Here is a 25430-nt window from a genome sequence, read left to right as displayed (position 1 = left end):
GGCAGCGTCGACATCAGAGATGTTCAACCGGCGATAAATCATCGGGTGCGCCTCCGATGCCCGGTCGCTCACCGTCACCGCCGCCTGAATTTGCTGTGCGGCCTGCTGCCATTGCACTTCGGTATTGGCATGAATAATGGCCAGTGGACGCTGAGAATCCACCTGTTCTCCCAGGCTAACCATGTCGCTCAATCCCACGCTGTGGTCAATAGTATCATCTGGCCGCAGGCGACCACCACCCAGGGATACCACCGCCATACCTATAGCGCGGGTGTCCATGGAGGCAATCACACCCTCACGTTCGGCGAAAACGGGTTTACTGAGCGTGGCGGGTAGCAAGTAGCGCTCATAGTGTTCAACGAAATCGGTCGGGCCACCTTGTGCTGCGACCATGCGGCCGAAGACCTCCGCCGCCCGGCCGTTTTCCAGTACGGCCATGAGCTGGCGCCGGGCATCTTGCGCCGAGGCGGCCAGGTTTCCCGCCACCAGCATCTCTTCGCACAGCGCCATCGTGACCTCGAACAGCCGCGGATTTCGCTGCGCACCGGTCAGAAAGCGCACGGCTTCCCGCACTTCGAGCGCATTTCCGGCGCTCGATGCCAGCACCTGATTCATATCGGTCAACAGCGCGCTGGTTCGGCACCCGGCGTGATTGGCGACGCCGACGATAGCCCGCGCCAGCTGTTCCGACGCCGAGTAGGTCGGCATAAAGGCTCCGGAGCCGACCTTGACGTCCATCACCAGTGCATCCAGCCCTTCCGCCAGTTTTTTCGCCAGAATAGAGGCGGTGATAAGCGGGATGGTATCCACGGTGGCGGTCGTGTCGCGCGTGGCGTAGAAGCGCCGATCCGCGGGCGCCAGTGAGTGGGTTTGCCCGATGATCGCGACTCCAACCTGCTTAATCATCTCGCGAAAGCGATCATCGTCAGGGTAGATATCCAAACCGGGAATGGATTCCAGTTTGTCGAGCGTACCGCCGGTATGCCCCAAGCCTCTGCCGGAAATCATCGGCACGTAGCCGCCGCAGGCAGCCACCATCGGCCCCAGCATCAACGAGGTAACGTCACCCACGCCGCCGGTTGAATGTTTGTCCACCAGCGGTCCGTTCAGATTGAGCGATCGCCAGTCCAGCACCGTGCCGGAATCGCGCATCGCCAACGTCAGCGCCACCCGCTCATCCATGGTCATATCATGGAAATAGATCGTCATCGCCAGCGCCGCAATCTGCCCCTCCGACACGGTATTGTCGCGAATACCGTTAACGAAATGGCGAATTTCATCTTCGCTGAGCGGGTGTCCATCACGTTTCTTACGAATAATTTCAGGGATTAACAACAAGGTAGCGCCTCCAACCCGCTCTGCCGTACTGTATCGCTGTACTGAGCGGGGTGCCGCCGGCGGCGTTGGCCGACGGTGATGACTAATAATCGCTGCGAGCGGTTTCGGTAGTGCGCCCGAGCGTGTTCAGCAAGCTGCTTAACAGTCCGGAAGCCCCGAAACGAAAGTGCCGCGCATCCGCCCAGCCCGTGCCCATAATGCTATCTGCCAGCTGCAAATACCGTGCCGCCTCTTCAGCGGTGCGCACACCGCCAGCCGCTTTAAATCCCACCCGATCGCCGACGTGCATGTCTTTGATCACGTTCAGCATGACCTCCGCACTGTGCAAGGTGGCGTTAACAGGCACTTTGCCGGTCGACGTTTTAATGAAGTCGGCACCCGCGTTAATCGCGATTTCGCTGGCCTGTCGAATGAACGCGTCTTCTTTAAGCTCACCGCTTTCGATAATGACCTTGAGCAATACCTGATGTTCTACGCACGCCTGCTTACAGGCTTGCACCAAATCGAAACCGCGCCGCGTTTCGCCAGCCAGCATCGCGCGGTAAGGAAATACCACGTCAACTTCATCGGCGCCGTAGGCAATCGCGGCGCGGGTTTCCGCCAGCGCTATCGCCACATCATCGTTGCCGTGAGGGAAATTGGTCACCGTCGCGATACGGATCTCCGGCGTGCCCTGTTCTCGCAGCGTCTTGCGCGCCAGCGGAATAAAACGGGGGTAAATACAGATTGCCGCCGTCTGCCCGGCGGGACTGTTAGCCTGCCGACAGAGATCGCTGACCTTTTCGTCCGTGTCGTCGTCGTTCAGGGTCGTCAGATCCATTAGCCCTAGTGCGCGCTGCGCGGCAGCGGTTAAATCAGTCATGTCGCCACTCCAATTGAAAGTCGACGGTGATCTTCAAGCCTCTCGTCCCGCCTGTAACGTTTATCTACAGAAAGAGAGCGAACATCGCATCACCGATAAAAAAGGAAGCTTTGCTACTGCCGCTATTGGACCACAGTAACGTGAATAATTTGTGCTGATGCTTCCCAGAAATAACAATAAGCCACAAAACGAAGACTCGCTATCTCTGTTTGCGCAACAAAAAACCGCGTGTTTAAAGTTTTATAAGGAGTTGTCCCGCGCTTTTTTCAGATGATTTACATCCGCCGTGAACATGACCTGTTTAGAACACGTTTATATCCACAGGCGATGTGACAGAAATACGTTGAGACCAGGGGTTTATGGCTCCCAAAATCGCCGATCATAAATCTTGACACCCATTCAGATTAACAGTATTTAATAGCCGTTCCATTCCCGGGATATTTCAATAAGGATGTTATTCGTGAAAAAAATCACTCTCTCTATTTGTGGTTTATTGCTGCTCTCCACCGTCGCTGGTCCCGTTATGGCAGCAAAAAGTGGGCTCGTAATTAATAAACCTAAGGATGATTCGGCGATGTGCTGTATCGCTGATGAGTGCCTCCCCTGCTCTTGATTTACTGATGCGATGAAGAGGCCTATCTGGCCTCTTCATCCATTCCAGGCCAGAGAACGCTTGATACCGCTTCGGATGACGCCGCATAAAGCTTCGACGCTGCGCCTCTTCTTATCCCCAGGGACAAAAGCTTATATCGTTAATCGCGCTGTTCAAGATAATGACAAAGTCAGGATAACGCGGTGAAGAAAAGTGTTCATTGGAAACCCTCAATAACATTTATACGTTGACTGATACAGACAGAAAATATTTCCACCCCACCTGATTTACCCTATATCTTCAAAATATTGACCACTCTGTTTTTCTGTTTTATTGAACATCCCTAAAATGATCATGAAATTTTAGTTTTTCTGTCATGAAATAATGGAAAAGACACCTATGTCGCGGCAATAAATAAGCGATGACGTTCCTGCCATCATGAACTTTATTGGCAATTCATCATTATCCGTGCCCCACTTAGCGACAGACATTCACCTTTAAACGCAAGACACCGTAAAATAAACGATGAATTTTTCTTTGAACGAGAAAGTCACGACGATGCAAGATGCTCCATCACCAGGCTGGTTTGTCTATATGCTGCGTACAGCCGGCGGCATGCTGTATACCGGCATCACCACCGATACCGCGCGTCGTTTAGCCCAGCATCAGGCGGGCAAAGGCGCCCGCGCGCTGCGCGGAAAGGGCGAACTCTCATTAGTGTATAGATGTGAGGCGAGCAGTCGCTCTGTCGCGCTGCAGTGGGAATATCGCATTAAACAGCTGAGTAAAACGCAGAAAGAGCGGCTGGTTCACGACCAGCCTGAGTCTGTCGCCCGCTTTTTAGACGAATTTAAACGCGATTGAACGGATCGGCGAATTTCACTTTTCCACTGACGCCCTGGAAGTGATTGTCCGCCAGCGGGTAGATCTGGAAGGTGGAGGTAGAATCTTCCCGGCAGCAGCTGAGCTGATGTTCCGACGCCGCGACAAAACCAAAACGGGAAAAGTAAGCCGGGTCGCCGAAAACGACCACCGCGGTGTAGCCAAATTCATTGAGCGAGTCCAGACCTTCATACACCAGTTGCTCACCCAAACCTTGTTTTCTTAAACGCTGCTCGACCGCCAGCGGCGCCAGTCCGACCCACTGAAGATCTTCCCCTTCAATGCTGACCGGGCTAAAGGCGGCATAGCCCACCACGCCGCCTTCGTCATCCGTCGCCACCACGCCCAGCGTCAGCTGGCCGTTTTCACGCAGTTCTTGCACCAGTTCAGCTTCAGCCGATGTCGGGAATGACCGTCGAAGCAGGCGATCGATTCCCGGGGCATCGACGGGAATTTCAACACGGATTAGCATGACGCCGGCGCGTGTGCCGGAGCCTGATCCGCGCCCTCCCGCAGTCCCGACTCGACGAAGTCCGCCAACTGCAGCAGCGCAACACGCAGCGGAGTCGGCATGCTTTCCAGCTCAACGGCATCCATCAGATTCTTCACGTACAGGCCCAGCTCCGTATCGCCTTCGATACGCAGACGACGCTGGAAGAACAGCGTATCGGGATCTTCTTTACGCGCCGCGATCAGAATCAGATCGTTGGCATCGGCGCTGAAAGTCACTTCCGCGATTTCATTGCGACTCACCAGCAGGCGACCCTCGCGCTGCGTCATAAACCAACGCAGTCCCATGTCCCGGACTTCAATCTGCAACCAGCGATCTTCCAGAAATTCCAGATCGCCATCTTCCAGCGCCTGACGGAACTGCCACTTCAGTAGTTGTTCCAATATCCGGCGCTGCACGGAAAAGGGCGTTAATGCTAACGGTTTGCCCAAAAATCCCGGCCCCTGACGCACAATTTGCGCACGTAGTTGTTCCAGCACTGGCGTACTCCTCTAAAGCTAAAGCGATACAGACGACACGATATTCTTGCATCATTTTGCCACATTGCAGACTCGCGACAGCGGCTTACATCAACAATGTAGCCGGTTATCGCTCAAATCACGAAATACGCGCGTCTGCTATATTAATTTCATCACACTATATACTGGTTTAAATCAAAGTGTTGCCACAGCGGGTTAACTAAGATGCCTTTTCGTCAGAATTTTTAATTGACTGATAACCTGCTTCATCAATCAGACAACATCATTGATCGCCTCCGTTTAAATATAACGAAGGCCTTGATGAGTGAAGGAATAGGTATGGAACTGCTTTGCCCTGCCGGTAACTTGCCGGCGCTAAAAGCCGCTATTGATAATGGTGCAGACGCGGTGTACATCGGGCTAAAAGATGATACCAACGCACGACATTTCGCCGGACTAAACTTTAACGATAAAAAACTGCAGGAAGCTCGTAGCTACGTGCATCAGCATAAGCGCAAACTGCATATCGCCATCAATACCTTCGCCCATCCAGATGGTTTCCAACGCTGGCAACGCGCCGTGGATAGCGCCGCAGATGCCGGTGCCGACGTCCTGATCCTGGCTGACCTGGCGACGCTGGAATACGCCGCGGAACGCTATCCGCATATCGAACGCCACGTGTCCGTTCAGGCCTCGGCCACAAACGAACAGGCTATCCGTTTCTATCAAAAACATTTCGACGTGGCGCGCGTCGTCCTGCCGCGCGTGCTGTCTATCCATCAAGTCAAACAGCTTGCTCGCACCAGCCCGGTGCCGCTGGAGGTCTTCGCCTTCGGCAGCCTGTGCATCATGGCGGAAGGACGCTGTTACCTCTCCTCTTATCTGACCGGGGAATCGCCCAATACCGTGGGCGCCTGCTCTCCGGCGCGTTTTGTCCGTTGGCAGCAGACCGACAAAGGGATGGAGTCTCGTCTGAACAATGTGCTGATTGATCGCTACCAGGATAATGAAAACGCCGGTTATCCCACGCTGTGCAAAGGTCGTTATCTGGTGGACGGCAAGCGCTACCATGCGCTGGAAGAACCGACCAGCCTGAATACGCTCTCACTGCTGCCGGAGCTGATGGCGGCGAATATCGCCTCAGTGAAAATCGAAGGCCGCCAGCGCAGTCCGGCCTATGTCAGCCAGGTCACGCGGGTGTGGCGTGAGGCTATCGACCACTGCAAGGCATCGCCCGAACGCTATGCCCCCAACCCCGAATGGATGGACGCCCTGGGCGCCGTCGCCGAAGGGACTCAAACCACGCTGGGCGCTTATCATCGTGAATGGCAGTAGTCAGGAGAACACTATGAAGTATGCATTGGGAGCCATCCTTTACTACTGGCCCAAAGCAGATATTGAGGCTTTTTATCAGGCGGCCATGTCCAGCAGCGCGGATATCGTCTATCTCGGGGAGACCGTTTGCAGCAAACGCCGTGGCATGAAGGTTAATGACTGGCTGGAGGNCGCCCGTCAGGTCTCCGCCAGCGGAAAACAGGTGGTCATTTCCACGCTGGCTTTGCTGCAAGCGCCCTCAGAGTTGAACGAACTCAAGCGTTACGTCGAAAACGGCGACTTTCTGCTTGAGGCCAACGATCTCGGCGCCGTCAACATGGCAGAGGAGCACCACCTGCCGTTTGTCGCCGGACATGCTCTGAACTGCTACAACGCCTATACGCTGCGGCTGTTGCACAAACAAGGGATGGTCCGCTGGTGTATGCCGGTTGAGTTATCACGCGACTGGCTGCAGCATCTGCTCAATCAGTGCGACGAACTCGGCTTCCGCGATAAGTTCGACGTCGAAGTGCTGAGCTACGGCCATCTGCCGCTGGCCTACTCCGCCCGCTGTTTTACCGCGCGCTCCGAAAATCGCCCCAAGGATGAGTGTGAAACCTGCTGCATTCATTATCCGCAGGGCCGTAAGGTGATGTCGCAAGAAAATCAGCAGGTCTTCGTACTCAATGGTATTCAGACCCAGAGCGGATATTGCTACAACCTCGGCAACGAGCTGACCTCCATGGAGGGCCTCGTGGATATCATCCGGCTCTCGCCTCTAGGGCTGGAAACGCTGGATGTACTGGAGCAGTTCCGCGCCAACGAACACGGCGCGCGGCCGCTGCCGCTTCATCAAGAGAGGGAGTGCAACGGCTACTGGCGCCGCCTGCCCGGCCTGGAGCTGGTAGATTGATCTTTCCGGATGCCCCACAGTTCGGGGCATCCGCACTCCTCATCCGCTACTGCCGCTGAATATTGCGTACTATGATTATTCAATACTATTCTGCGGTTAGCCTGCTAACGGGTTGACCCTCAATCCGGTGAGCCAAGCCTATGTCACAACAGCCCGTCACTTTTTCCGTACTGGATCTGGCCCCCATTCCTGCTGGGGCAACCCCGCGCGACGCCTTTCACCGCTCTCTGGATTTGGTCAGACATGCTGAGCAATGGGGGTATCATCGCTACTGGCTCGCCGAGCATCACAATATGACCGGTATCGCCAGCGCAGCCACCTCCGTTCTGCTCGGCTATCTGGCGGCAGGTACCGAACATATCCGACTGGGCTCCGGCGGCGTTATGCTGCCCAACCATGCGCCGCTGGTCATCGCCGAACAGTTCGGAACGCTGGAATCACTCTATCCGGGACGTATCGACCTGGGACTGGGACGCGCGCCGGGCAGCGACCGTCGCACCATGATAGCGCTGCGCCGTCATTTAAACGGGGAAGAGGATGATTTCCCTGCGGATGTTCAAGAGTTACAGCATTATCTGGCCCCCGCACAGCCGGATCAGGCGGTACAGGCCGTACCCGGTCAGGGACTTAACGTACCGATCTGGCTGTTGGGCTCTAGCCTGTACAGCGCGCAGTTGGCCGCCGCGCTGGGGCTGCCGTTTGCCTTCGCCGCTCATTTTGCGCCGGATATGCTGATTCAGGCCCTGCAACTCTATCGCGATAAATTCCAGCCGTCAGAGCAACAGGCGCAGCCCTATGCGATGGTCTGCGTCAATGTCGTCGCCGCGGAGAGCATTGCCGATGCGCGTTTCCTGTTTACGTCGCAACAGCAGCAGTTCATCAATTTACGCCGTGGCGTGCCGGGGCCACTGCCTGCGCCGGTCCAAGAAATGGATGGTATCTGGACACCGGCCGAACAACTTTCTGTTGAGCAGACATTGCGGCTCTCCGTCGTGGGCGATCGCACGCAGGTACGTCATGGATTGCAGATGCTACTGAGGCAAACCCAAGCAGATGAGCTGATGATCAACGCCTCGATCTTCGACCATCAGGCCAGACTGCGTTCATTTGAAATTGTGGCGGGATTACAGCAGGAAGTGATGAGGGAAGCGCGGATCGATTGACATAAAAAAAGCCAGCCCGAAGGCTGGCTTAATACGTGTTACCACGTCAGTCCAACGTCATTACGAGTTGGACGGCTGACGTGGCGCACGGTTACCGCGACGTTCACCACCGCCTTCACGACGTTCGCCGCTGAAAGAGCGACCACGGCCACCGTTACCCGGACGAGCACCGTTAGGACGGTCGCCGAATGAACGGCCACCACGGCCACCTTCACGACGTTCGTGCGGCTGAGCATCGCCCAGAAGCTGCATGTTCATCGGTTTGTTGAGAATACGCGTGCGAGTGAAGTGTGACAGCAGATCGCCCGGCATCCCTTTCGGCAGCTCAATCGTGGAATGAGTACCGAACAGTTTGATGTTACCGATGTAACGGCTGCTGATGTCGCCTTCATTCGCAATCGCGCCCACGATGTGACGAACTTCAACGCCATCATCACGGCCTACTTCGATGCGATACAGTTCCATGTCGCCTACATCACGACGTTCACGACGCTGCGGACGGTCGCCATCACGGCCCCCTTCACGACGACGGTCGAAACGGTCGTCACGATCGCGCATTTCACGACGCGGACGGCGGTCGAATACCGGATCCGGCGGCAGAATCAGCGGACGTTCGCCCTGCGCCATTTTCAGCAGTGCGGCAGCCAGCGTTTCCATATCGAGCTCTTCCTGCGGCTGCAGTTTAGCCAACAGCGTGCGGTACATATCCAGGTCGCTGCTTTCCAGCTGAACCTGAACCTTGGCGGCAAACTTGGCCAGACGGCGTTCGCCCAGCAGTTCTGCGTTCGGCAGTTCCACTTCAGGAATAGTCAGCTTCATGGTGCGTTCAACGTTACGCAGCAGGCGACGTTCGCGGTTATCAACGAACAGGATCGCACGACCAGCGCGTCCCGCACGACCGGTACGGCCGATACGGTGAACGTAAGATTCCGCATCCATCGGGATATCGTAGTTTACGACCAGGCTGATGCGGTCAACATCCAGACCACGTGCAGCAACGTCAGTTGCAATCAGGATATCCAGACGACCGTTCTTCAGACGCTCCAGCGTTTGTTCACGCAGAGCCTGGTTCATGTCGCCGTTAAGCGCTGCGCTGTTGTAACCGCTGCGCTCCAGCGCTTCAGCCACTTCCAGCGTCGCGTTTTTAGTACGTACGAAGATAATCGCCGCATCGAAATCTTCCGCTTCAAGGAAACGGATCAGCGCTTCGTTTTTACGCACGCCGTGTACCATCCAGTAGCTCTGGCTGATATCCGGACGCGTCGTCAGACTTGACTGGATACGCACTTCCTGCGGATCTTTCATGAAACGACGAGTAATACGACGAATCGCTTCCGGCATCGTGGCGGAGAACAGCGCGGTCTGATGTTCAGCCGGGATCTGCGCCATGATGTTTTCTACGTCTTCGATGAAGCCCATACGCAGCATTTCATCGGCTTCATCCAGAACCAGACCGCTCAGGTTGGACAGGTCCAGCGTGCCGCGTTTCAGGTGGTCAAGCAAACGACCCGGCGTACCGACCACGATCTGCGGTCCCTGGCGCAAAGCGCGCAGCTGTACGTCATAGCGCTGGCCGCCGTACAGGGCAACCACGTTGACGCCATGCATGTGTTTAGCGAAGTCATTACAGGCTTCAGATACCTGAACCGCCAGCTCACGGGTCGGCGCCAGCACCAGAATCTGCGGTGCTTTCAGTTCAGGTTTCAGGTTATTCAGTAACGGAACCGCAAATGCGGCAGTTTTACCGCTGCCGGTCTGTGCCATACCCAGCACATCACGACCATTCAGCAGGTGAGGAATACATTCCGCCTGGATCGGCGAAGGCTTTTCGTAGCCCAGATCGGTCAAGGCATTAATAATCGGAGCAGACAGCCCCAAATCGGCAAAAGAGGTTTCAAGCTTAGTCATGTACACGTGCCTCGTAGATGGCGGCCAGTCTACATAACTCGTCGAGAAAATTTTCAGTCATTTTCATTGAAAAGTGTGAACCGGCTCAAATTGGATTAAAAAGCGAACAAAAAGCCCTCACCCGTTAAGGCGATGGAAATCGTTTTGATTCCAGGCTGAATATTGTTCGTCAGCTATTGCTGGTCCGATCCTGATAGGTCGTCTTGCTCTTGGCCTAACTGCGCCAATTCCAACAATGCATAGCGGTGCTCAACAAAGTTATGAACATTGTTAGCTACCGTCAGCTTGAACAGCGCCGAAGCGGTGTCCTTGTCCCCCAGACTTAGGTAGTGCTTACCTAAATAGAAGTCAGTTTCACTGAGATGCTCAGCGAGCGAAGTGTTATCCTTTGCTTCTTCCTGCAAGCGCTGCATCAGCGTCTTTTCACTGATATCGCCCAGGTAGAATTCGACAATAGTCCATCCCCACACNCCTTTCTTTGCTCCTTCGTAGCGCGTTCTTAATGCGCTTACGGCCTTATCCGGGTCGATTTCTCTTTCGACCAGATACAGCCACAAGGAACGGAAAGGATCATTGGGATCGTCTCGATAAAACGCTAGCAGATCATCCTGCGCCAATTGGTACCGACCGCCGTAGTACAAGGCGATCCCCCGATTGAGACGCACATAATTGTAAGTTGGATCAAGCTCTAGTACAGAATCAAACGCTTCATAGGCAGCATCAAAATTGCCTGCCTGCGTTAAGTAAATCCCCAGATAATTGAAAACCTCTGGGATGTCGGGACGGATAGAAAGCGCTTGTGAAAAATCATTTCGCGCCAATGCCCGTAACCCTAAGCTATCATACAGCACTCCGCGCTCATATAACAGCTGTGCTCGTTCATCAGGAGTGAGCGCTCGGCTGGCCAGGATTTGCTCCATCCGAGCCAAGATGACTTCCTGCTGCAGCGTAGGCTGCAACGGGACCGCCAAAACGGCATTTTTGCGCCAATCCATGCTGCTGCATCCTGCAAGCATGAGTGCTGCCGCGACATAACACCAGCGCAAGAAAGGCTTCATTACCCACTCCCGAAGAAGACAAACAAAGGATGAACATCCTGTCCCGCGACGGTTTCTATAAGGATATCCGATCCCTATCATACACGCAGCTCCCTAACTCGGTAAGGAGCTGCTAAAGGATTATCCGTTATTCTTCGTCGGAGGCTGCCGCAGGTTCCTGAGACTGAGGAGTCGCTTCCTTCATGCTCAGGCGGACACGACCCTGACGGTCGACTTCCAATACCTTAACAGGAACTTCCTGACCCATTTCCAGATAATCAGTCACTTTCTCAACACGCTTGTCGGCGATCTGAGAGATGTGAACCAGACCTTCTTTACCGCCGCCGATGGCTACAAACGCGCCGAAGTCAACGATGCGGGTGACTTTACCCTGATAGATGCGGCCGACTTCGATTTCAGCCGTGATTTCTTCGATACGGCGAATCGCGTGTTTAGCTTTTTCACCGTCGGTAGAAGCAATCTTCACCGTACCATCATCTTCGATTTCGATCGTCGTGCCGGTTTCTTCGGTCAGAGCACGGATGACTGAGCCGCCTTTACCGATCACATCTTTGATCTTATCAGTGCTGATTTTAATGGTATGGATACGCGGTGCGAATTCAGAGATATCGCCACGCGGCGTGCTGATCGCTTCTTCCATCACGCCCAGGATGTGCAAACGCGCGCCTTTGGCCTGGTTCAGCGCCACCTGCATGATTTCGCGGGTGATACCTTCGATCTTGATGTCCATCTGCAGCGCGGTGACACCATCACGGCTACCAGCAACTTTGAAGTCCATGTCGCCCAGGTGGTCTTCATCACCCAGAATGTCAGACAGTACGACGAAATTCTCGCCTTCTTTCACCAGACCCATCGCGATACCGGCAACAGCCGCTTTGATCGGCACGCCTGCATCCATTAGCGCCAGAGAAGCACCACATACGGAAGCCATAGATGAAGAACCATTGGATTCTGTGATTTCAGAAACCACACGTACGGTGTACGGGAATTCACTCGCCTTCGGCATAACGGCCAACACGCCGCGTTTCGCCAGACGACCGTGACCAATTTCACGACGCTTCGGCGATCCGACCATACCCGTTTCACCAACAGAGTAAGGAGGGAAGTTATAGTGTAGCAGGAAGCGGTCAGTACGCTCGCCAGTCAGTTCGTCAATCGTCTGCGCGTCACGTTCGGTACCCAGAGTGGCTGTCACCAGCGCCTGAGTTTCACCGCGGGTGAACAGTGCGGAACCGTGCGTACGCGGCAGAACGCCAGTGCGAACGTCCAGACCACGGATCATGTCTTTTTCACGACCATCGATACGCGGCTCGCCGCTCAGAACACGGCTACGAACGACATTCTTCTCAATACTACCCAGGATGTCGCTGATTTCACCTTCATCCAGCGTTTCATCTTCGGCCAGCAGCGTGGCAACGACATCAGCTTTGATGACATCGACCTGAGCGTAACGCTCCTGCTTCTCGGTGATGCGGTAAGCGTCACCCAGACGGGATTCGGACAGCGCTTTAACACGGCTGTACAGCGTTTCATTCACTTCTGGCGCATGCCATTCCCATTTCGGCTTNCCAGCTTCAGCGACCAGAGAATTGATATTCTCGATCACAACCTGCTGCTGTTCGTGACCGAACACAACCGCGCCGAGCATCTGATCTTCGCTCAGCAGGTCAGCTTCTGATTCCACCATCAGCACAGCACCTTCGGTACCCGCGACAACCAGATCCAGACGGCTTTCTTTCAGCTCATCAGTAGTCGGGTTCAGCACGTACTGGTCGTTGATGTAACCGACGCGAGCGCAGCCGATCGGGCCGTTGAACGGAATGCCGGACAGGCTCAGCGCAGCAGATGCACCGATCATCGCGACGATGTCCGGGTTTACCTGCGGGTTCACAGAAACAACAGTAGCGATAACCTGAACTTCATTCAGGAAACCTTCCGGGAACAGAGGACGAATAGGACGGTCAATCAAGCGAGAAATCAACGTTTCGCCTTCGCTCGGACGGCCTTCACGACGGAAGAAACCACCCGGGAAACGGCCAGCAGCGTACGTACGCTCCTGATAGTTGACGGTCAGCGGGAAGAATCCCTGACCCGGTTTAGGCTGTTTAGCGCCGACAACGGTAACGAATACCGCGGTGTCGTCCATGCTAACCATAACGGCAGCAGTGGCCTGACGAGCCATCATACCGGTTTCGATAGTGACGGTATGCTGACCATATTGGAATTTACGAATGATCGGATTTAGCAAAATTATATCCTTGTGTCACGAAGGGTTGCTGCGCCACTTATCTCGGACGCCACAGACCAGTTTACACCCGATCCAGTCACTACATCCTCGCGACTAATGACAATCTTCAATCTACTCTCCTGCAGAATAAAGTCTCTCATTAGCCGCGCGAATAGCTGTAATAACGGACCATTTTTTACTTCAACAATACATTACTCTGTTTCAGCAACGCATCCTAGAAGAAAGGGGCCATAATAGGCCCCTTTCTACTGAAACTCGTCGGATTAGCGACGCAGACCCAGACGCTCAATCAGGCTGGTGTAGCGCGCTACTTCTTTACGCTTCAGGTAGTCCAGCAGCTTACGACGCTGAGAGACCATGCGCAGCAGACCACGACGGCTGTGGTGATCTTTTTTGTGCTCAGCAAAGTGGCCCTGCAGATGGTTAATCTGTGCAGTCAGCAGTGCAACCTGAACTTCGGTAGAACCGCTGTCGTTAGCATCACGACCGAAATCTGCAACGATTTTTGCTTTAGCTTCAACGCTTAGAGACATAGTAGAACTCCAATAATATTATATAAGATAAAAAGGGTGCCGATCTCTAATTCAGCTACCCGGTACTTGAGCCGCGCTATTCTACCCGCAGTATAAGGGGATAGCAAGGCGGTCAAACGACCTCAGGCTCGGGGTATTCGACCACCAGACGGCGAGGTGCAACGCGGCCTTCATCGTCGATAACGCCCATACCAATAAATTTCCGCGCGTCGCCTTCTGTGATGCGTACCATCCCCGAATCCGGTGCGTTAGCGGCACGTACCGCCTGTCCCAATTTCAGGTATCCGGCAACGACTTCCGGCAAATTAACCTCAGGAAATTCCTGAACAGCGCTGTCCATCGGCAGAAGTAAGGGATCAAGCAGCGCGCCGACTGGCTGTTCTTCTTCAGCGGCACGCTCGGCCAATGCTCGCAGCTGCTCCAACGTCACCATCCGTTCTATCGGATACGTTGCCACCTGGAGGCGGCGCAGATAAATCACATGTGCGCCACAGCCGAGTTTTTCACCCAGATCGTCAATGATCGTACGGATATAGGTGCCCTTAGAACAGTGGATCTCCAGTTCCAGCTCATCCCCTTCCCAACGAATCTGCTGCAGCTCATAGACCGTGATTTCACGCGCTTCACGAGGAACGGTCTGACCCTGACGGGCATATTCGTATAGCGGCCTTCCCTGATATTTCAGAGCAGAAAACATGGACGGGACCTGCGGGGTCGTACCGCGAAATCCATCCAAAGCCTGTGCCAACGCTTCGAGGGTAAATGTAACGGGACGCTCTTCGACGACGTTACCATCGGCATCCGACGTATCCGTCCGCTGGCCCAACCGAGCAATAACGCGATAACGTTTGTCCGAGTCCAGCAAATGCTGGGAAAACTTGGTCGCTTCACCCAGACAAATCGGCAGCATCCCCGTCGCAAGCGGATCCAGGGCGCCAGTATGTCCGGCCTTGTTAGCATTGAAGAGACGTTTAACTTTTTGCAGCACATCGTTGGACGATGTTCCCTGCTGTTTATCCAGCAGCAGAACGCCATGAACGTCCCGGCCGCGACGACGAGGACGCCCCATCAGTCCTCCCGATCTTCATCCGAAGAGGAAGAAGAGCGACGCTCGGCATCTTTTCTGACGACATTGGTCACCAGATTCGACATCCTCATACCTTCAACCAACGAATTGTCGTAGGAGAAAGTCAGTTCAGGCACCACGCGCAGGCGCATCGCTTTACCCAGCAGTACGCGAATAAATCCGGAGGCGTCTTGCAACGCTTTGATGCCGGTTTTCACCTGCTCGGGCTCGTTATCGTTCAGAAAGGTCACAAAAACTTTGGCGTAAGCCAGGTCGCGGGACATTTCAACCCCGGAGACGGTCGCCATACCCACGCGAGGATCTTTCACTTCGCGCTGAAGAATAATGGCGATCTCTTTTTGCATTTCCTGCGCCACACGCTGTGTGCGGCTATATTCTTTTGCCATGATAAACCTCACGGAAAAATGAGGGGGCACAAGGCCCCCTCAATGGAAAAGTAGAATAGTGCGGCAATGGAAGTATTACGCAATAGAGCGTTTAATCTCTATGATTTCAAACACTTCGATCATATCGCCAGAACGAACATCGTTGTAGTTCTTAACGCCGATACCACATTCCATGCCGTTACGAACTTCGTTGACGTCATCTTTGAAGCGACGCAGGGATTCCAGTTCGCCTTCGTAGATAACGACGTTATCACGCAGTACACGGATCGGGTTATGACGTTTAACCACACCCTCGGTCACCATACAGCCTGCGATTGCGCCAAATTTCGGTGATTTGAACACGTCGCGAACTTCAGCCAGACCAATGATTTCCTGTTTGTACTCAGGCGCCAGCATACCGCTCATCGCCTGCTTCACTTCATCAATCAGGTCATAGATAACTGAGTAGTAGCGCAGATCCAGACTTTCTGCTTCGACAACTCGGCGAGCGGAAGCGTCTGCGCGCACGTTGAAGCCCAACAGGATAGCGTTGGATGCCGCGGCCAGCGTAGCGTCCGTTTCAGTGATACCACCCACGCCAGAGCCGACAATTTTGACTTTCACTTCGTCGGTGGACAGCTTCATCAAAGAGTCGGAAATCGCTTCGCAAGAACCCTGTACGTCGGACTTCAACACGATGTTCAGTTCAGAAACTTCGCCTTCGCTCATGTTAGCAAACATGTTTTCCAGTTTAGATTTCTGCTGGCGAGCCAGTTTAACTTCGCGGAATTTGCCCTGACGATACAGTGCAACTTCACGTGCTTTCTTCTCGTCGCGAACGACTGTCGCTTCGTCACCTGCTGCCGGCACGCCGGACAAGCCCAGGATTTCGACAGGAATAGAGGGGCCCGCTGAGGCAACTTCACGCCCCAACTCGTCACGCATCGCACGAACACGACCATACTCGAAGCCACACAGGACGATATCGCCTTTGTTCAAGGTACCTTCACGGACCAGGACAGTCGCAACCGGACCACGACCTTTATCCAGGAAGGATTCGATTACCGCGCCGCTTGCCATACCGTTACGGATTGCTTTCAGCTCCAGGACTTCCGACTGCAACAAGATTGCGTCCAGAAGTTCATCAATACCCGTACCCGATTTGGCGGACACGTGTACGAACTGGCTTTCGCCGCCCCAGTCTTCCGGCATGATGCCGTGCTGAGACAGTTCGGTTTTAACGCGATCCGGGTCGGCTTCCAGCTTATCGATTTTGTTTACAGCAACGACAACCGGCACTTTGGCGGCTTTAGCATGCTGAATAGCTTCGATAGTCTGCGGCATCACGCCATCATCTGCGGCAACCACTAAGACGACGATATCTGTCGCCTGAGCACCACGTGCACGCATTGCGGTAAACGCGGCGTGTCCCGGGGTATCCAGGAAGGTGATCATGCCGTTATCAGTTTCTACGTGGTAGGCACCGATGTGCTGGGTAATACCACCCGCTTCGCCGGAAGCGACTTTGGTCGAACGAATATAGTCGAGCAGAGAGGTTTTACCATGGTCGACGTGACCCATGATAGTGACGACAGGCGCGCGCGGTTCAGCAGCGGCACCGGTATCACGATCGCTCATCAGCGCTTCTTCAAGCTCATTTTCACGGCGCAAGATCACTTTGTGACCCATTTCTTCCGCAACGAGCTGAGCCGTTTCCTGATCGATAACCTGGTTGATAGTCGCCATTGCGCCCAGGCGCATCATCGTTTTGATGACCTGAGAGCCTTTAACGGCCATCTTGTTCGCGAGTTCAGCCACCGTAACAGTTTCGCCAATCACTACATCACGGTTAACCGCCTGGGCAGGCTTGTTAAAGCTCTGCTGCAGAGTGCTTGGTTTACGTTTGCCTTTACCGCCGCGAGTGACAGCGCGTGCCTCTTCGCGATCGGCTTTAGATTCAGACAGGCGGTTGCCTTTCTTCTGCTTGGTCGCTTTGCCGCCGCGAGTGCGAGCACGACGTTCGCCTTCGACCTTGCGATCGTTTTCATCTTCGGCTTCACGTGCATGATGCGATGTCGTTACGTGGTAATCAGAAGTTTCGGTTTCGTCTTTCTGATTTTCCCAACGACCGGCGTTTTCTTCGGCCATGCGGCGAGCTTCTTCTGCCACGCGGCGGGCTTCTTCTTCAACCTTCTGGCGTGCCGCTTCTTCCGCTTTGCGCTTGAGCTCAGCCGCTTCGGCTTCGCGACGCGCTTTCTCAGCCTGAGCTGGTTTGGTCATGGTGTTGTTTTGTTGATTGGTCACTTTTTCTTTTTCCGCTCCGTCGCGCTTAGCTTTGTCGGCGGCCTCACGTCTGGCTTGCTCTTCAGCGGCNCGCTTCGCTTTTTCAGCAGCTTCGCGCTGGGCTTTTTCTTCCGCCTCGCGTTTAGTCTGCTCTTCAGCAGCGCGTTGTGCCTGTTCTTCCGCTTCACGCCGCGCCAGCTCTTCTTCGGAGGTCTGCTGACCATCCAGAGAATCGCGTTTTACATAAGTGCGTTTCTTGCGGACTTCGATCTGTACCGCTTTACTCTTACCACCGGTACTTGGAACATTCAATGTGCTGCGCGTTTTGCGCTGCAGCGTTAATTTACCCGGCGCACTGCCGCGTTCACGGTTCAGGTGCGCCAGCAAGCTTTCTTTCTCGTGCTGGGTCACAGAGTCTGATGCGGACTTGGTTATACCGGCATCAGCAAACTGCTGTATCAGGCGGTCAACCGGAGTCTGAATCTCTGCGGCCAGCGATTTTACGGTTACATCTGTCATGCTGTTCCTTTCCTGCTACAGTTCGTTATTCGTTGTTGTCGCCAAACCAACAGATATTACGCGCGGCCATAATCAGCTCACCGGCTTGCTTCTCATCAAGCTCTTCAATATCTGTCAGGTCATCGACACCCTGCTCAGCAAGATCTTCCAGCGTACATACGCCGCGTGCAGCCAGAGCAAACGCCAGCTCACGGGACAAACCAGGCAGGTTTAGCAAATCATCGGCTGGCTGACCGTCACCGAGGCTTTCCTCGCGAGCCAGCGCCAATGTTGTCAACGCTGCCTTCGCACGATCACGCAGCGCTTCAATCGTTTCTTCATCCAGCCCGTCGATTTCAAGCAGTTCTTTAATCGGCACATAGGCCAGCTCTTCTAAGGTAGAGAAGCCCTCTTCCACCAGTACGGTGGCGAACTCATCGTCGATGCCGAGATGCTTAGTGAAGACATCAATCGCCGCATGCGCTTCGGCCTGATGTTTGGCCTGCAGGTCTTCAATCGTCATCACGTTCAGTTCCCAGCCGCTGAGCTGTGATGCCAGGCGAACGTTCTGACCGTTACGGCCGATTGCCTGAGCCAGATTTCCTGACTCTACGGCAATGTCCATGGTGTGATTGTCTTCATCTACCACAATAGAGGCAACATCTGCGGGCGCCATAGCGTTGATAACGAACTGAGCAGGATTGTCATCCCACAGAACGATATCGATACGCTCACCGCCCAGTTCACTGGAAACGGCCTGAACGCGCGCGCCGCGCATACCCACACAAGCGCCGACGGGGTCGATGCGTTTGTCGTTAGTCTTAACAGCGATTTTAGCGCGTGAACCTGGATCGCGGGCCGCCGCTTTGATTTCGATAACTTCTTCGCCGATTTCCGGAACTTCAATGCGGAACAGTTCAATCAGCATTTCCGAACGAGAACGGCTGACGAACAGCTGAGCGCCGCGCGCTTCAGGGCGAACTGCATACAGTACGCCGCGAATACGGTCGCCAGGACGGAAGTTTTCACGCGGGAGCATATCTTCACGGCCAATCACCGCTTCGGCGTTGCTGCCAAGATCCAGAGAGATGTTATCGCGGGTGACTTTCTTAACAACACCGGTAACGATTTCACCTTCTTGCTCGCGGAACTGATCGACCACCATGGCACGTTCAGCTTCACGTACTTTCTGTACGATAACCTGCTTGGCGGTTTGGGTGGTGATGCGGTCGAAGGTCACAGATTCGATCTGGTCTTCAACATAGCCGCCCAGCTCAATGCTTGGGTCTTCGAATTGCGCTGCTTCCAGCGTAATTTCACGGGTGGGCTGCGTCACTTCATTGACGGCTACCCAGCGGCGGTACGTGTCAAAATCGCCGGTTTTGCGATCGATGCAGACACGTACGTCAATTTCCTGCTCGTATTTTTTCTTGGTTGCCGTTGCCAGTGCGATTTCCAATGCTTCAAAAATCTTTTCACGCGGAACAGCTTTCTCATTGGAAACTGCTTCAACAACAGCCAGAATCTCTTTGTTCATCCTAGTTGCCTCATCCAAACTTTAAAAGTGGGGTACCAGATTCGCTTTCTGGATGTTGCTCAGCGCGAACACTTCATCTTTGCCTTCCACCGTTACCGTGATCATCTCACCTTCAACGGCTTTGATTATTCCTTGCCATTTACGGCGGTTCTGGACAGCCATACGCAATACCAGACTCACTTCTTCACCGAGGAAACGCACGTAGTGTTCGGCCGTGAATAAAGGACGATCCAGACCTGGCGAAGATACTTCCAGGTTATAAGCCACGGTGATCGGATCTTCAACATCCAGCACCGCACTGACCTGATGGCTGACATCAGCACAATCATCAACAGTGATCCCATCGTCACTATCAATATAGATACGCAGCGTCGATTGGCGACCCCGGACGAACTCAATGCCCACCAGCTCAAAGCCTAATGCTGCAACGGGTGCTGAAATCATCTCTGTTAACTTTTGCTCTAATGTGGACAAGCCCACCCCCAAGACATAAAAAAAGGGCTTAATAGCCCAGTAATTCTGTTGTCAGATAACAAAAAACCCCGATATACGGGGCTTTATGCAACTGGACCCTATTACCACGGATAACCGCGGTATAACTTACCGTTAAGAATTCTTTCAAAACCGACTGTGGAATCAATAGAAACTTACTGAGCAGCTTTGAAAGAAAACCTACAGGAAAGTTAATTGGTTGCGGGGGCCGGATTTGAACCGACGACCTTCGGGTTATGAGCCCGACGAGCTACCAGGCTGCTCCACCCCGCGTCCGAAAACGTGGCAAATACTACGCTGATAACCGCAAAAATGCAAGTTATCTCTAGGATTGGTACCGAGGACGGGACTTGAACCCGTAAGCCCAATTTGGGCACTACCACCTCAAGGTAGCGTGTCTACCAATTCCACCACCTCGGCATCACTTCTTACTTCTTAAGCTGGCAACAATGTCTGTTGCCGGTAACGCTGTATTACTTGGGAATATCGCTCGACGGCGTAGCTGGTGCCGTATTCTGCTGAGTTTTAGCCGGTTCAGGCTGGCTTAAACTTTCCCACTCACTGCCTTTTTGGCTGTGGTTGGAGCTCATGTTGCCCAGAATCAGACTGATGACAAAAAATAGCGTTGCCAAGACAGCCGTCGTCCGAGTCATGAAATTGCCGGAGCCGTTTGAGCCAAACAGAGTAGCTGACGCACCCGCTCCGAACGAGGCACCCATATCGGCACCTTTACCTTGCTGCAGCATGATCAAAACAACCAGACCAATAGATACCAGCAGGAAAATAACTAAAAGCGCTTCGTACATAGATGTACCTATTACTTTATCCCCAACTCTTTCATGAGGATGCTGAATTCTTGCGGCTTAACCGCTCGCTATCCGCAGTCGGAATATAAAAGCTATCCCTTATAAAGCGGGTTTGAATACTAACCAAAGCATTCTGTCTAAGCAAGGCTAATTTGGCTCGCAATGATTGATTGAGGAAAAAACCAGCGACAGAATCGAGTACACCGACAAGCCTTAAACTATCTGGCTGATTCTTCGGAATTAACGCCGTCGGAAAATGCATAAATATCGCCGATGGCGTTACCATTTAAGAGGATGAAATTACCCCACCGCTTTCACGGCATCGGCAATCGCATTGGCTAGAGCCGTCACCGTAGTCTCATCTTCACCTTCAACCATAACCCGGATCAGCGGTTCGGTGCCCGACTTACGTAACAGGACACGACCGCGACCGCCGAGCTGTGACTCCGCATCCAGCACAGCCTGTTTAACCGAGTCGCTTTCCAGCGGATCATGTTCGCCGGCGAAGCGGACGTTGACCAGCACCTGCGGAAACAGTTTCATGCCGCTACACAAATCGTGCAACGTCATGTGGTTGCGGGCCATTGCGGTCAAAACCTGCAACCCCGCGATAATGCCGTCCCCCGTGGTCGTTTTATCCAGCAGAATGACGTGGCCTGAATTTTCAGCGCCAATGCGCCAGCCTTTGGACTGCATCAGTTCCAACACATAGCGGTCCCCGACCTTCGCTCTGGCGAACGGAATGCCAAGCTGCTTAAGAGCAAGCTCCAGACCCATATTGCTCATCAGCGTACCGACAGCACCGCCGCGGAGTTGGCCTTGACGTAGGCCTTCGCGTGCGATGATGTACAGAATTTGATCACCATCGACCTTATTACCCTGGTGGTCGACCATAATTAGGCGATCGCCATCTCCGTCAAAGGCCAAGCCCACATCGGCTTTTTCCGCTAGAACCCGACTCTGAAGCTGTCTTACATCCGTTGCACCACACTCTTCATTGATGTTCATCCCGTTAGGATTACAACCAATGGTGATCACCGTCGCGCCCAATTCTCTCAGCACGCTGGGCGCAATGTGATACGTCGCGCCGTTGGCGCAATCCACCACAATTTTGAGGCCATTAAGGTTAAGCTCGCTCGGGAAGGAGCCCTTGCAGAATTCGATGTAACGACCTGCCGCATCCACAATTCGGCTCGCTTTGCCGAGTTCAGAAGACTCAACGCAGGTAATTGCCTTCTCCATTTCGGCTTCGATCGCTTCCTCAACTTCGTCAGGCAATTTGGTGCCATCGATGGAAAAGAACTTGATGCCATTATCGTAGAATGGGTTATGGGAAGCCGAAATCACGATGCCGGCTTCAGCCCTGAAGGTGCGAGTCAAATAGGCTACGGCGGGCGTTGGCATCGGCCCCGTGAAGGAGGCCGACAACCCTGCGGCAGCCAGTCCGGCTTCCAGCGCAGATTCGAGCATGTAACCCGAAATTCGGGTGTCTTTACCGATGATGATTTTTCTGGAGCCATGCCGAGCCAAAACCTTTCCGGCCGCCCAGCCCAGCTTTAATACGAAATCGGGAGTAATGGGAGAGTCACCGACTTTGCCACGAATACCGTCAGTACCAAAATATTTACGGCTGCTCGTCATCTTTTATTCCTTAGCTGAAAGTGTAGCTTCAACAACACGCATAGCATCCACGGTTGCTTTTACGTCATGAACTCGAATGATTCGGGCTCCCTTTAGCGCAGCAATTACTGCGCAGGCGACACTGCCATAAACACGTTCTTTGGGCGGAACGTTAAGCAGTTGGCCAATCATTGATTTTCTGGACATCCCCACCAACAGGGGTAAACCAAATTGGTGCAGGCTTTCCATTTGAGCCAGCAGGCTATAGTTGTGCTGCAGGTTTTTGCCGAACCCAAATCCGGGGTCGAGTAATATTTGCTCGCGAGGAATTCCTGCAGCGGTGCAGCGACTAAGATGATGCTCAAAAAAGGTGAAAACATCCTTCATCAAGTCATCGTAGTGCGGAGCCTGTTGCATCGTTTGCGGCAATCCTTGCATATGCATCAGGCATACGGGCAGTTGAGTCGCGGCAGCGGCATCCAACGCGCCCGTTTCCTGCAAAGAGCGCACATCGTTTATGAGATGCGCTCCAGCGGCAGCCGCCGCGGTGATCACTTCCGGTTTTGAGGTGTCGACGGAAATCCATACCTCAAAGCGCTGCGACAATGCTTCTACGATGGGGACGACACGATCCAGCTCTTCCGCGACGCTGACTTCATCCGCACCAGGCCGAGTTGACTCGCCGCCGACATCAATGAACGTTGCGCCAGCCATCACCATATCCTGTGCATGAAACAGCGCGTTATCGAGAGTATTGTGTTGTCCGCCATCGGAAAACGAATCCGGCGTCACATTCAAGATGCCCATCACCTGCGGGCAGGAGAGATCAATGACTGATCCCCGAGCGTTCAATTTCATTCCTTCTTCCTCAAAACCACAGCCCGCCCATGCCGCTATGCCTGGACGTAATCAGCAAAAAACCCCGGCAAGCCGGGGTTTATAAACTACTGGTGTCAGTTTCAACAACACGCTGTCACACCGCGCTTACTTGTCGCTCAACGGACCTGACATAGAGTTGCCCGTGCCAGGCTTCTCCGGTTCATCAACCGGGGTCGGCGCATTAGGCGTTCCGCTATCATCAGAATTGTTATTGTTAGACGAAGGTTCTTCCCAGCCAGCAGGCGGACGAACATCCTTGCGCCCCATCAGATCATCAATCTGCGGCGCATCGATGGTTTCATATTTCATCAATGCATCCTTCATGGAATGCAGGATATCCATGTTCGCCATCAACAATTCGCGAGCACGCTGATAGTTGCGTTCAATCAAGGCTTTAACTTCCTGATCGATGATACGAGCGGTTTCGTCTGACATGTGTTTCGCTTTCGCCACGGAGCGTCCGAGGAAGACTTCCCCTTCTTCTTCCGCGTAGAGCAACGGTCCCAGTTTTTCTGAGAAGCCCCATTGCGTCACCATGTTACGAGCAATAGAGGTCGCAACCTTGATGTCGTTGGAAGCCCCCGTTGAAACATGTTCAGAGCCGTAGATGATCTCTTCAGCCAGACGACCGCCGTACAACGTTGAAATCTGACTTTCAAGCTTCTGACGACTCGCGCTAATGGCATCGCCTTCCGGCAGGAAGAAGGTCACGCCCAGGGCGCGGCCACGCGGGATAATAGTCACTTTATGCACAGGATCGTGCTCTGGCACCAGGCGTCCGATGATGGCGTGACCCGCTTCGTGATAGGCGGTCGACTCTTTTTGAGATTCCGTCATCACCATAGACCGACGTTCTGCNCCCATCATGATCTTATCTTTGGCTTTCTCGAACTCGACCATGGAGACGACACGCTTGCTGCCGCGTGCGGCAAACAATGCTGCTTCGTTGACCAAGTTAGCCAAGTCGGCACCGGAGAATCCAGGTGTGCCGCGAGCAATCACAGAGGCATCAATATCCGGTGATAGTGGAACGCGACGCATGTGGACTTTCAGAATCTGTTCACGGCCACGGACATCCGGCAGCCCTACAACAACCTGGCGGTCAAAACGACCAGGACGCAGCAATGCAGGATCCAGCACGTCCGGGCGGTTCGTTGCAGCAATGACGATAATACCTTCATTGCCCTCAAAACCATCCATTTCCACCAGCATCTGGTTCAGCGTCTGCTCACGTTCGTCATGACCGCCGCCCAAACCGGCGCCACGCTGACGACCGACAGCATCGATTTCATCGATAAAGATGATGCAAGGCGCCGCTTTTTTCGCTTGTTCGAACATGTCACGAACGCGGGATGCGCCCACGCCCACGAACATTTCGACGAAATCAGAACCGGAAATCGTAAAGAATGGGACTTTAGCTTCGCCCGCGATAGCTTTTGCCAACAAGGTTTTACCGGTACCTGGAGGGCCGACCATCAGCACGCCTTTCGGAATCTTGCCGCCCAGCTTCTGGAAACGGCTAGGCTCACGCAGATACTCAACCAGCTCGGCTACTTCTTCTTTGGCCTCATCACATCCGGCAACGTCCGCAAACGTCGTTTTGATCTGGTCTTCGGTGAGCATGCGTGCTTTGCTTTTGCCGAACGACATGGCGCCTTTGCCACCACCGCCCTGCATTTGACGCATGAAGAAAATCCAAACGCCGATCAGCAGAAGCATCGGGAACCATGAGATAAAGATCGAAGCCAGCAGGCTCGGTTCTTCTGGGGGTTCGCCGACTACTTTTACGTTTTTAGTCAGAAGGTTATCCAGCAACTTGGGATCGTTGACAGGAATATAGGTCGTGTATCGGTTGCTGTCTTTTTTGACCACAGTGATCTCACGCCCATTGATTCGTGCTTCACGGACCTGATCCTGATTCACTTCAGTTAAAAAGGTTGAATAATCCACCCTACGGCCATTCGACTCGCTGGGCCCAAAGCTCTGGAATACAGACATCAGCACAACTGCGATGACTAACCAGAGAATCAGGTTTTTCGCCATGTCACTCAAGGGATTAACCTCATATTACAACTGTGTTAAA

The 25430-nt window shown here is 53.7% G+C and carries 21 protein-coding genes, 2 tRNA genes and 1 pseudogene; 4 read left to right on the top strand and 20 right to left on the bottom strand.

Annotation, left to right across the window (positions count from 1 at the left end; all coding sequences use genetic code 11):
* Positions 1–21: 21 nt before the first annotated feature.
* Both deoA and deoC read right to left on the bottom strand, forming a co-directional pair.
* Positions 22–1338, bottom strand: a pseudogene (gene deoA / locus SB13_RS06925) (thymidine phosphorylase); the annotation flags it as partial.
* Between the two features lie 82 nt (positions 1339–1420).
* Positions 1421–2200 (bottom strand): deoxyribose-phosphate aldolase, encoded by a 780-nt coding sequence (gene deoC, locus SB13_RS06920; protein WP_026739654.1) that lies wholly within the window; start codon positions 2198–2200, stop codon positions 1421–1423.
* A gap of 1150 nt (positions 2201–3350) precedes the next feature.
* Here deoC and SB13_RS06915 point away from each other — a divergent pair.
* On the top strand, positions 3351–3656 hold the full coding sequence (locus SB13_RS06915; protein ID WP_026739653.1) for a GIY-YIG nuclease family protein: 306 nt from the start codon (positions 3351–3353) through the stop codon (positions 3654–3656).
* Here SB13_RS06915 and SB13_RS06910 read toward each other — a convergent pair.
* Entirely contained in the window at positions 3643–4146 is a 504-nt protein-coding gene (locus tag SB13_RS06910; RefSeq protein WP_026739652.1) for a GNAT family N-acetyltransferase, read from the bottom strand. The two genes, SB13_RS06915 and SB13_RS06910, sit on opposite strands and share 14 nt — an antisense overlap.
* Positions 4140–4664: a ubiquinone anaerobic biosynthesis accessory factor UbiT gene (ubiT, locus tag SB13_RS06905; RefSeq protein WP_026739651.1), complete on the bottom strand. Its 525-nt coding sequence runs from the start codon at positions 4662–4664 to the stop codon at positions 4140–4142. The genes SB13_RS06910 and ubiT overlap by 7 nt, the downstream gene beginning before the upstream one ends.
* 318 nt (positions 4665–4982) lie before the next feature.
* Here ubiT and ubiU point away from each other — a divergent pair, with 318 nt between their 5' ends.
* The 3 genes from ubiU to SB13_RS06890 all read left to right on the top strand — a co-directional run bounded on the left by ubiU (position 4983) and on the right by SB13_RS06890 (position 8033).
* Entirely contained in the window at positions 4983–5978 is a 996-nt protein-coding gene (gene ubiU, locus SB13_RS06900; protein ID WP_026739650.1) for a ubiquinone anaerobic biosynthesis protein UbiU, read from the top strand.
* A gap of 13 nt (positions 5979–5991) precedes the next feature.
* The gene (locus SB13_RS06895) at positions 5992–6870 is read left to right on the top strand and encodes a U32 family peptidase (protein ID WP_026739649.1); all 879 of its coding nucleotides are present in this window, start codon (positions 5992–5994) and stop codon (positions 6868–6870) included.
* 140 nt (positions 6871–7010) lie between these two features.
* Positions 7011–8033 (top strand): luciferase-like monooxygenase, encoded by a 1023-nt coding sequence (locus SB13_RS06890; RefSeq protein WP_026739648.1) that lies wholly within the window; start codon positions 7011–7013, stop codon positions 8031–8033.
* Positions 8034–8093: 60 nt separating this feature from the next.
* On the opposite strand, the gene SB13_RS06885 is transcribed toward SB13_RS06890, so the two are convergent.
* From SB13_RS06885 to ftsH, 16 genes are all read right to left on the bottom strand, one after another.
* Complete coding sequence (locus SB13_RS06885; protein WP_026739647.1) at positions 8094–9941, bottom strand: DEAD/DEAH family ATP-dependent RNA helicase; 1848 nt, start codon at positions 9939–9941, stop codon at positions 8094–8096.
* Positions 9934–10002, bottom strand: a complete 69-nt coding sequence (gene yrbN, locus SB13_RS18155; RefSeq protein WP_368073407.1) for a protein YrbN — start codon at positions 10000–10002, stop codon at positions 9934–9936. The genes SB13_RS06885 and yrbN overlap by 8 nt, the downstream gene beginning before the upstream one ends.
* Positions 10003–10114: 112 nt before the next feature.
* Positions 10115–10999: a lipoprotein NlpI gene (gene nlpI / locus SB13_RS06880; protein ID WP_026739646.1), complete on the bottom strand. Its 885-nt coding sequence runs from the start codon at positions 10997–10999 to the stop codon at positions 10115–10117.
* Positions 11000–11126: 127 nt separating this feature from the next.
* Complete coding sequence (pnp, locus tag SB13_RS06875) at positions 11127–13247, bottom strand: polyribonucleotide nucleotidyltransferase (RefSeq protein ID WP_026739645.1); 2121 nt, start codon at positions 13245–13247, stop codon at positions 11127–11129.
* A gap of 263 nt (positions 13248–13510) precedes the next feature.
* The gene (gene rpsO / locus SB13_RS06870) at positions 13511–13780 is read right to left on the bottom strand and encodes a 30S ribosomal protein S15 (RefSeq protein WP_026739644.1); all 270 of its coding nucleotides are present in this window, start codon (positions 13778–13780) and stop codon (positions 13511–13513) included.
* A gap of 112 nt (positions 13781–13892) precedes the next feature.
* Positions 13893–14849, bottom strand: a complete 957-nt coding sequence (gene truB / locus SB13_RS06865) for a tRNA pseudouridine(55) synthase TruB (protein ID WP_026739643.1) — start codon at positions 14847–14849, stop codon at positions 13893–13895.
* Positions 14849–15253, bottom strand: coding sequence for a 30S ribosome-binding factor RbfA (gene rbfA, locus SB13_RS06860; RefSeq protein WP_026739642.1), 405 nt, complete (start codon positions 15251–15253; stop codon positions 14849–14851). Before rbfA ends, truB begins: the two co-directional genes overlap by 1 nt.
* Before the next feature lie 75 nt (positions 15254–15328).
* Positions 15329–18034, bottom strand: coding sequence for a translation initiation factor IF-2 (gene infB, locus SB13_RS06855; RefSeq protein ID WP_026739641.1), 2706 nt, complete (start codon positions 18032–18034; stop codon positions 15329–15331).
* A 25-nt stretch (positions 18035–18059) separates the two neighbouring features.
* Positions 18060–19550, bottom strand: a complete 1491-nt coding sequence (gene nusA / locus SB13_RS06850; RefSeq protein ID WP_026739640.1) for a transcription termination factor NusA — start codon at positions 19548–19550, stop codon at positions 18060–18062.
* Positions 19551–19571: 21 nt separating this feature from the next.
* A complete protein-coding gene (gene rimP / locus SB13_RS06845; RefSeq protein ID WP_026739639.1) occupies positions 19572–20024 on the bottom strand; it encodes a ribosome maturation factor RimP in 453 nt (150 codons plus the stop codon).
* 214 nt (positions 20025–20238) lie between these two features.
* Positions 20239–20315 (bottom strand) — tRNA-Met (locus tag SB13_RS06840).
* A 59-nt stretch (positions 20316–20374) separates the two neighbouring features.
* Positions 20375–20462: transfer RNA gene (locus SB13_RS06835), tRNA-Leu, on the bottom strand.
* 53 nt (positions 20463–20515) lie between these two features.
* The gene (secG, locus tag SB13_RS06830) at positions 20516–20848 is read right to left on the bottom strand and encodes a preprotein translocase subunit SecG (protein ID WP_026739638.1); all 333 of its coding nucleotides are present in this window, start codon (positions 20846–20848) and stop codon (positions 20516–20518) included.
* A gap of 300 nt (positions 20849–21148) precedes the next feature.
* Positions 21149–22489: a phosphoglucosamine mutase gene (gene glmM, locus SB13_RS06825; protein WP_026739637.1), complete on the bottom strand. Its 1341-nt coding sequence runs from the start codon at positions 22487–22489 to the stop codon at positions 21149–21151.
* Between the two features lie 3 nt (positions 22490–22492).
* Positions 22493–23326, bottom strand: a complete 834-nt coding sequence (folP, locus tag SB13_RS06820; RefSeq protein ID WP_026739636.1) for a dihydropteroate synthase — start codon at positions 23324–23326, stop codon at positions 22493–22495.
* 126 nt (positions 23327–23452) lie between these two features.
* Positions 23453–25399 (bottom strand): ATP-dependent zinc metalloprotease FtsH, encoded by a 1947-nt coding sequence (gene ftsH, locus SB13_RS06815; RefSeq protein ID WP_072000218.1) that lies wholly within the window; start codon positions 25397–25399, stop codon positions 23453–23455.
* Positions 25400–25430: the final 31 nt, after the last annotated feature.

The sequence above is a fragment of the Lonsdalea quercina subsp. quercina genome (genome assembly GCF_000688695.1).
GTDB classification, from domain to species: domain Bacteria; phylum Pseudomonadota; class Gammaproteobacteria; order Enterobacterales; family Enterobacteriaceae; genus Lonsdalea; species Lonsdalea quercina_D.
This window is presented reverse-complemented; position numbering and strand designations above follow the sequence as displayed.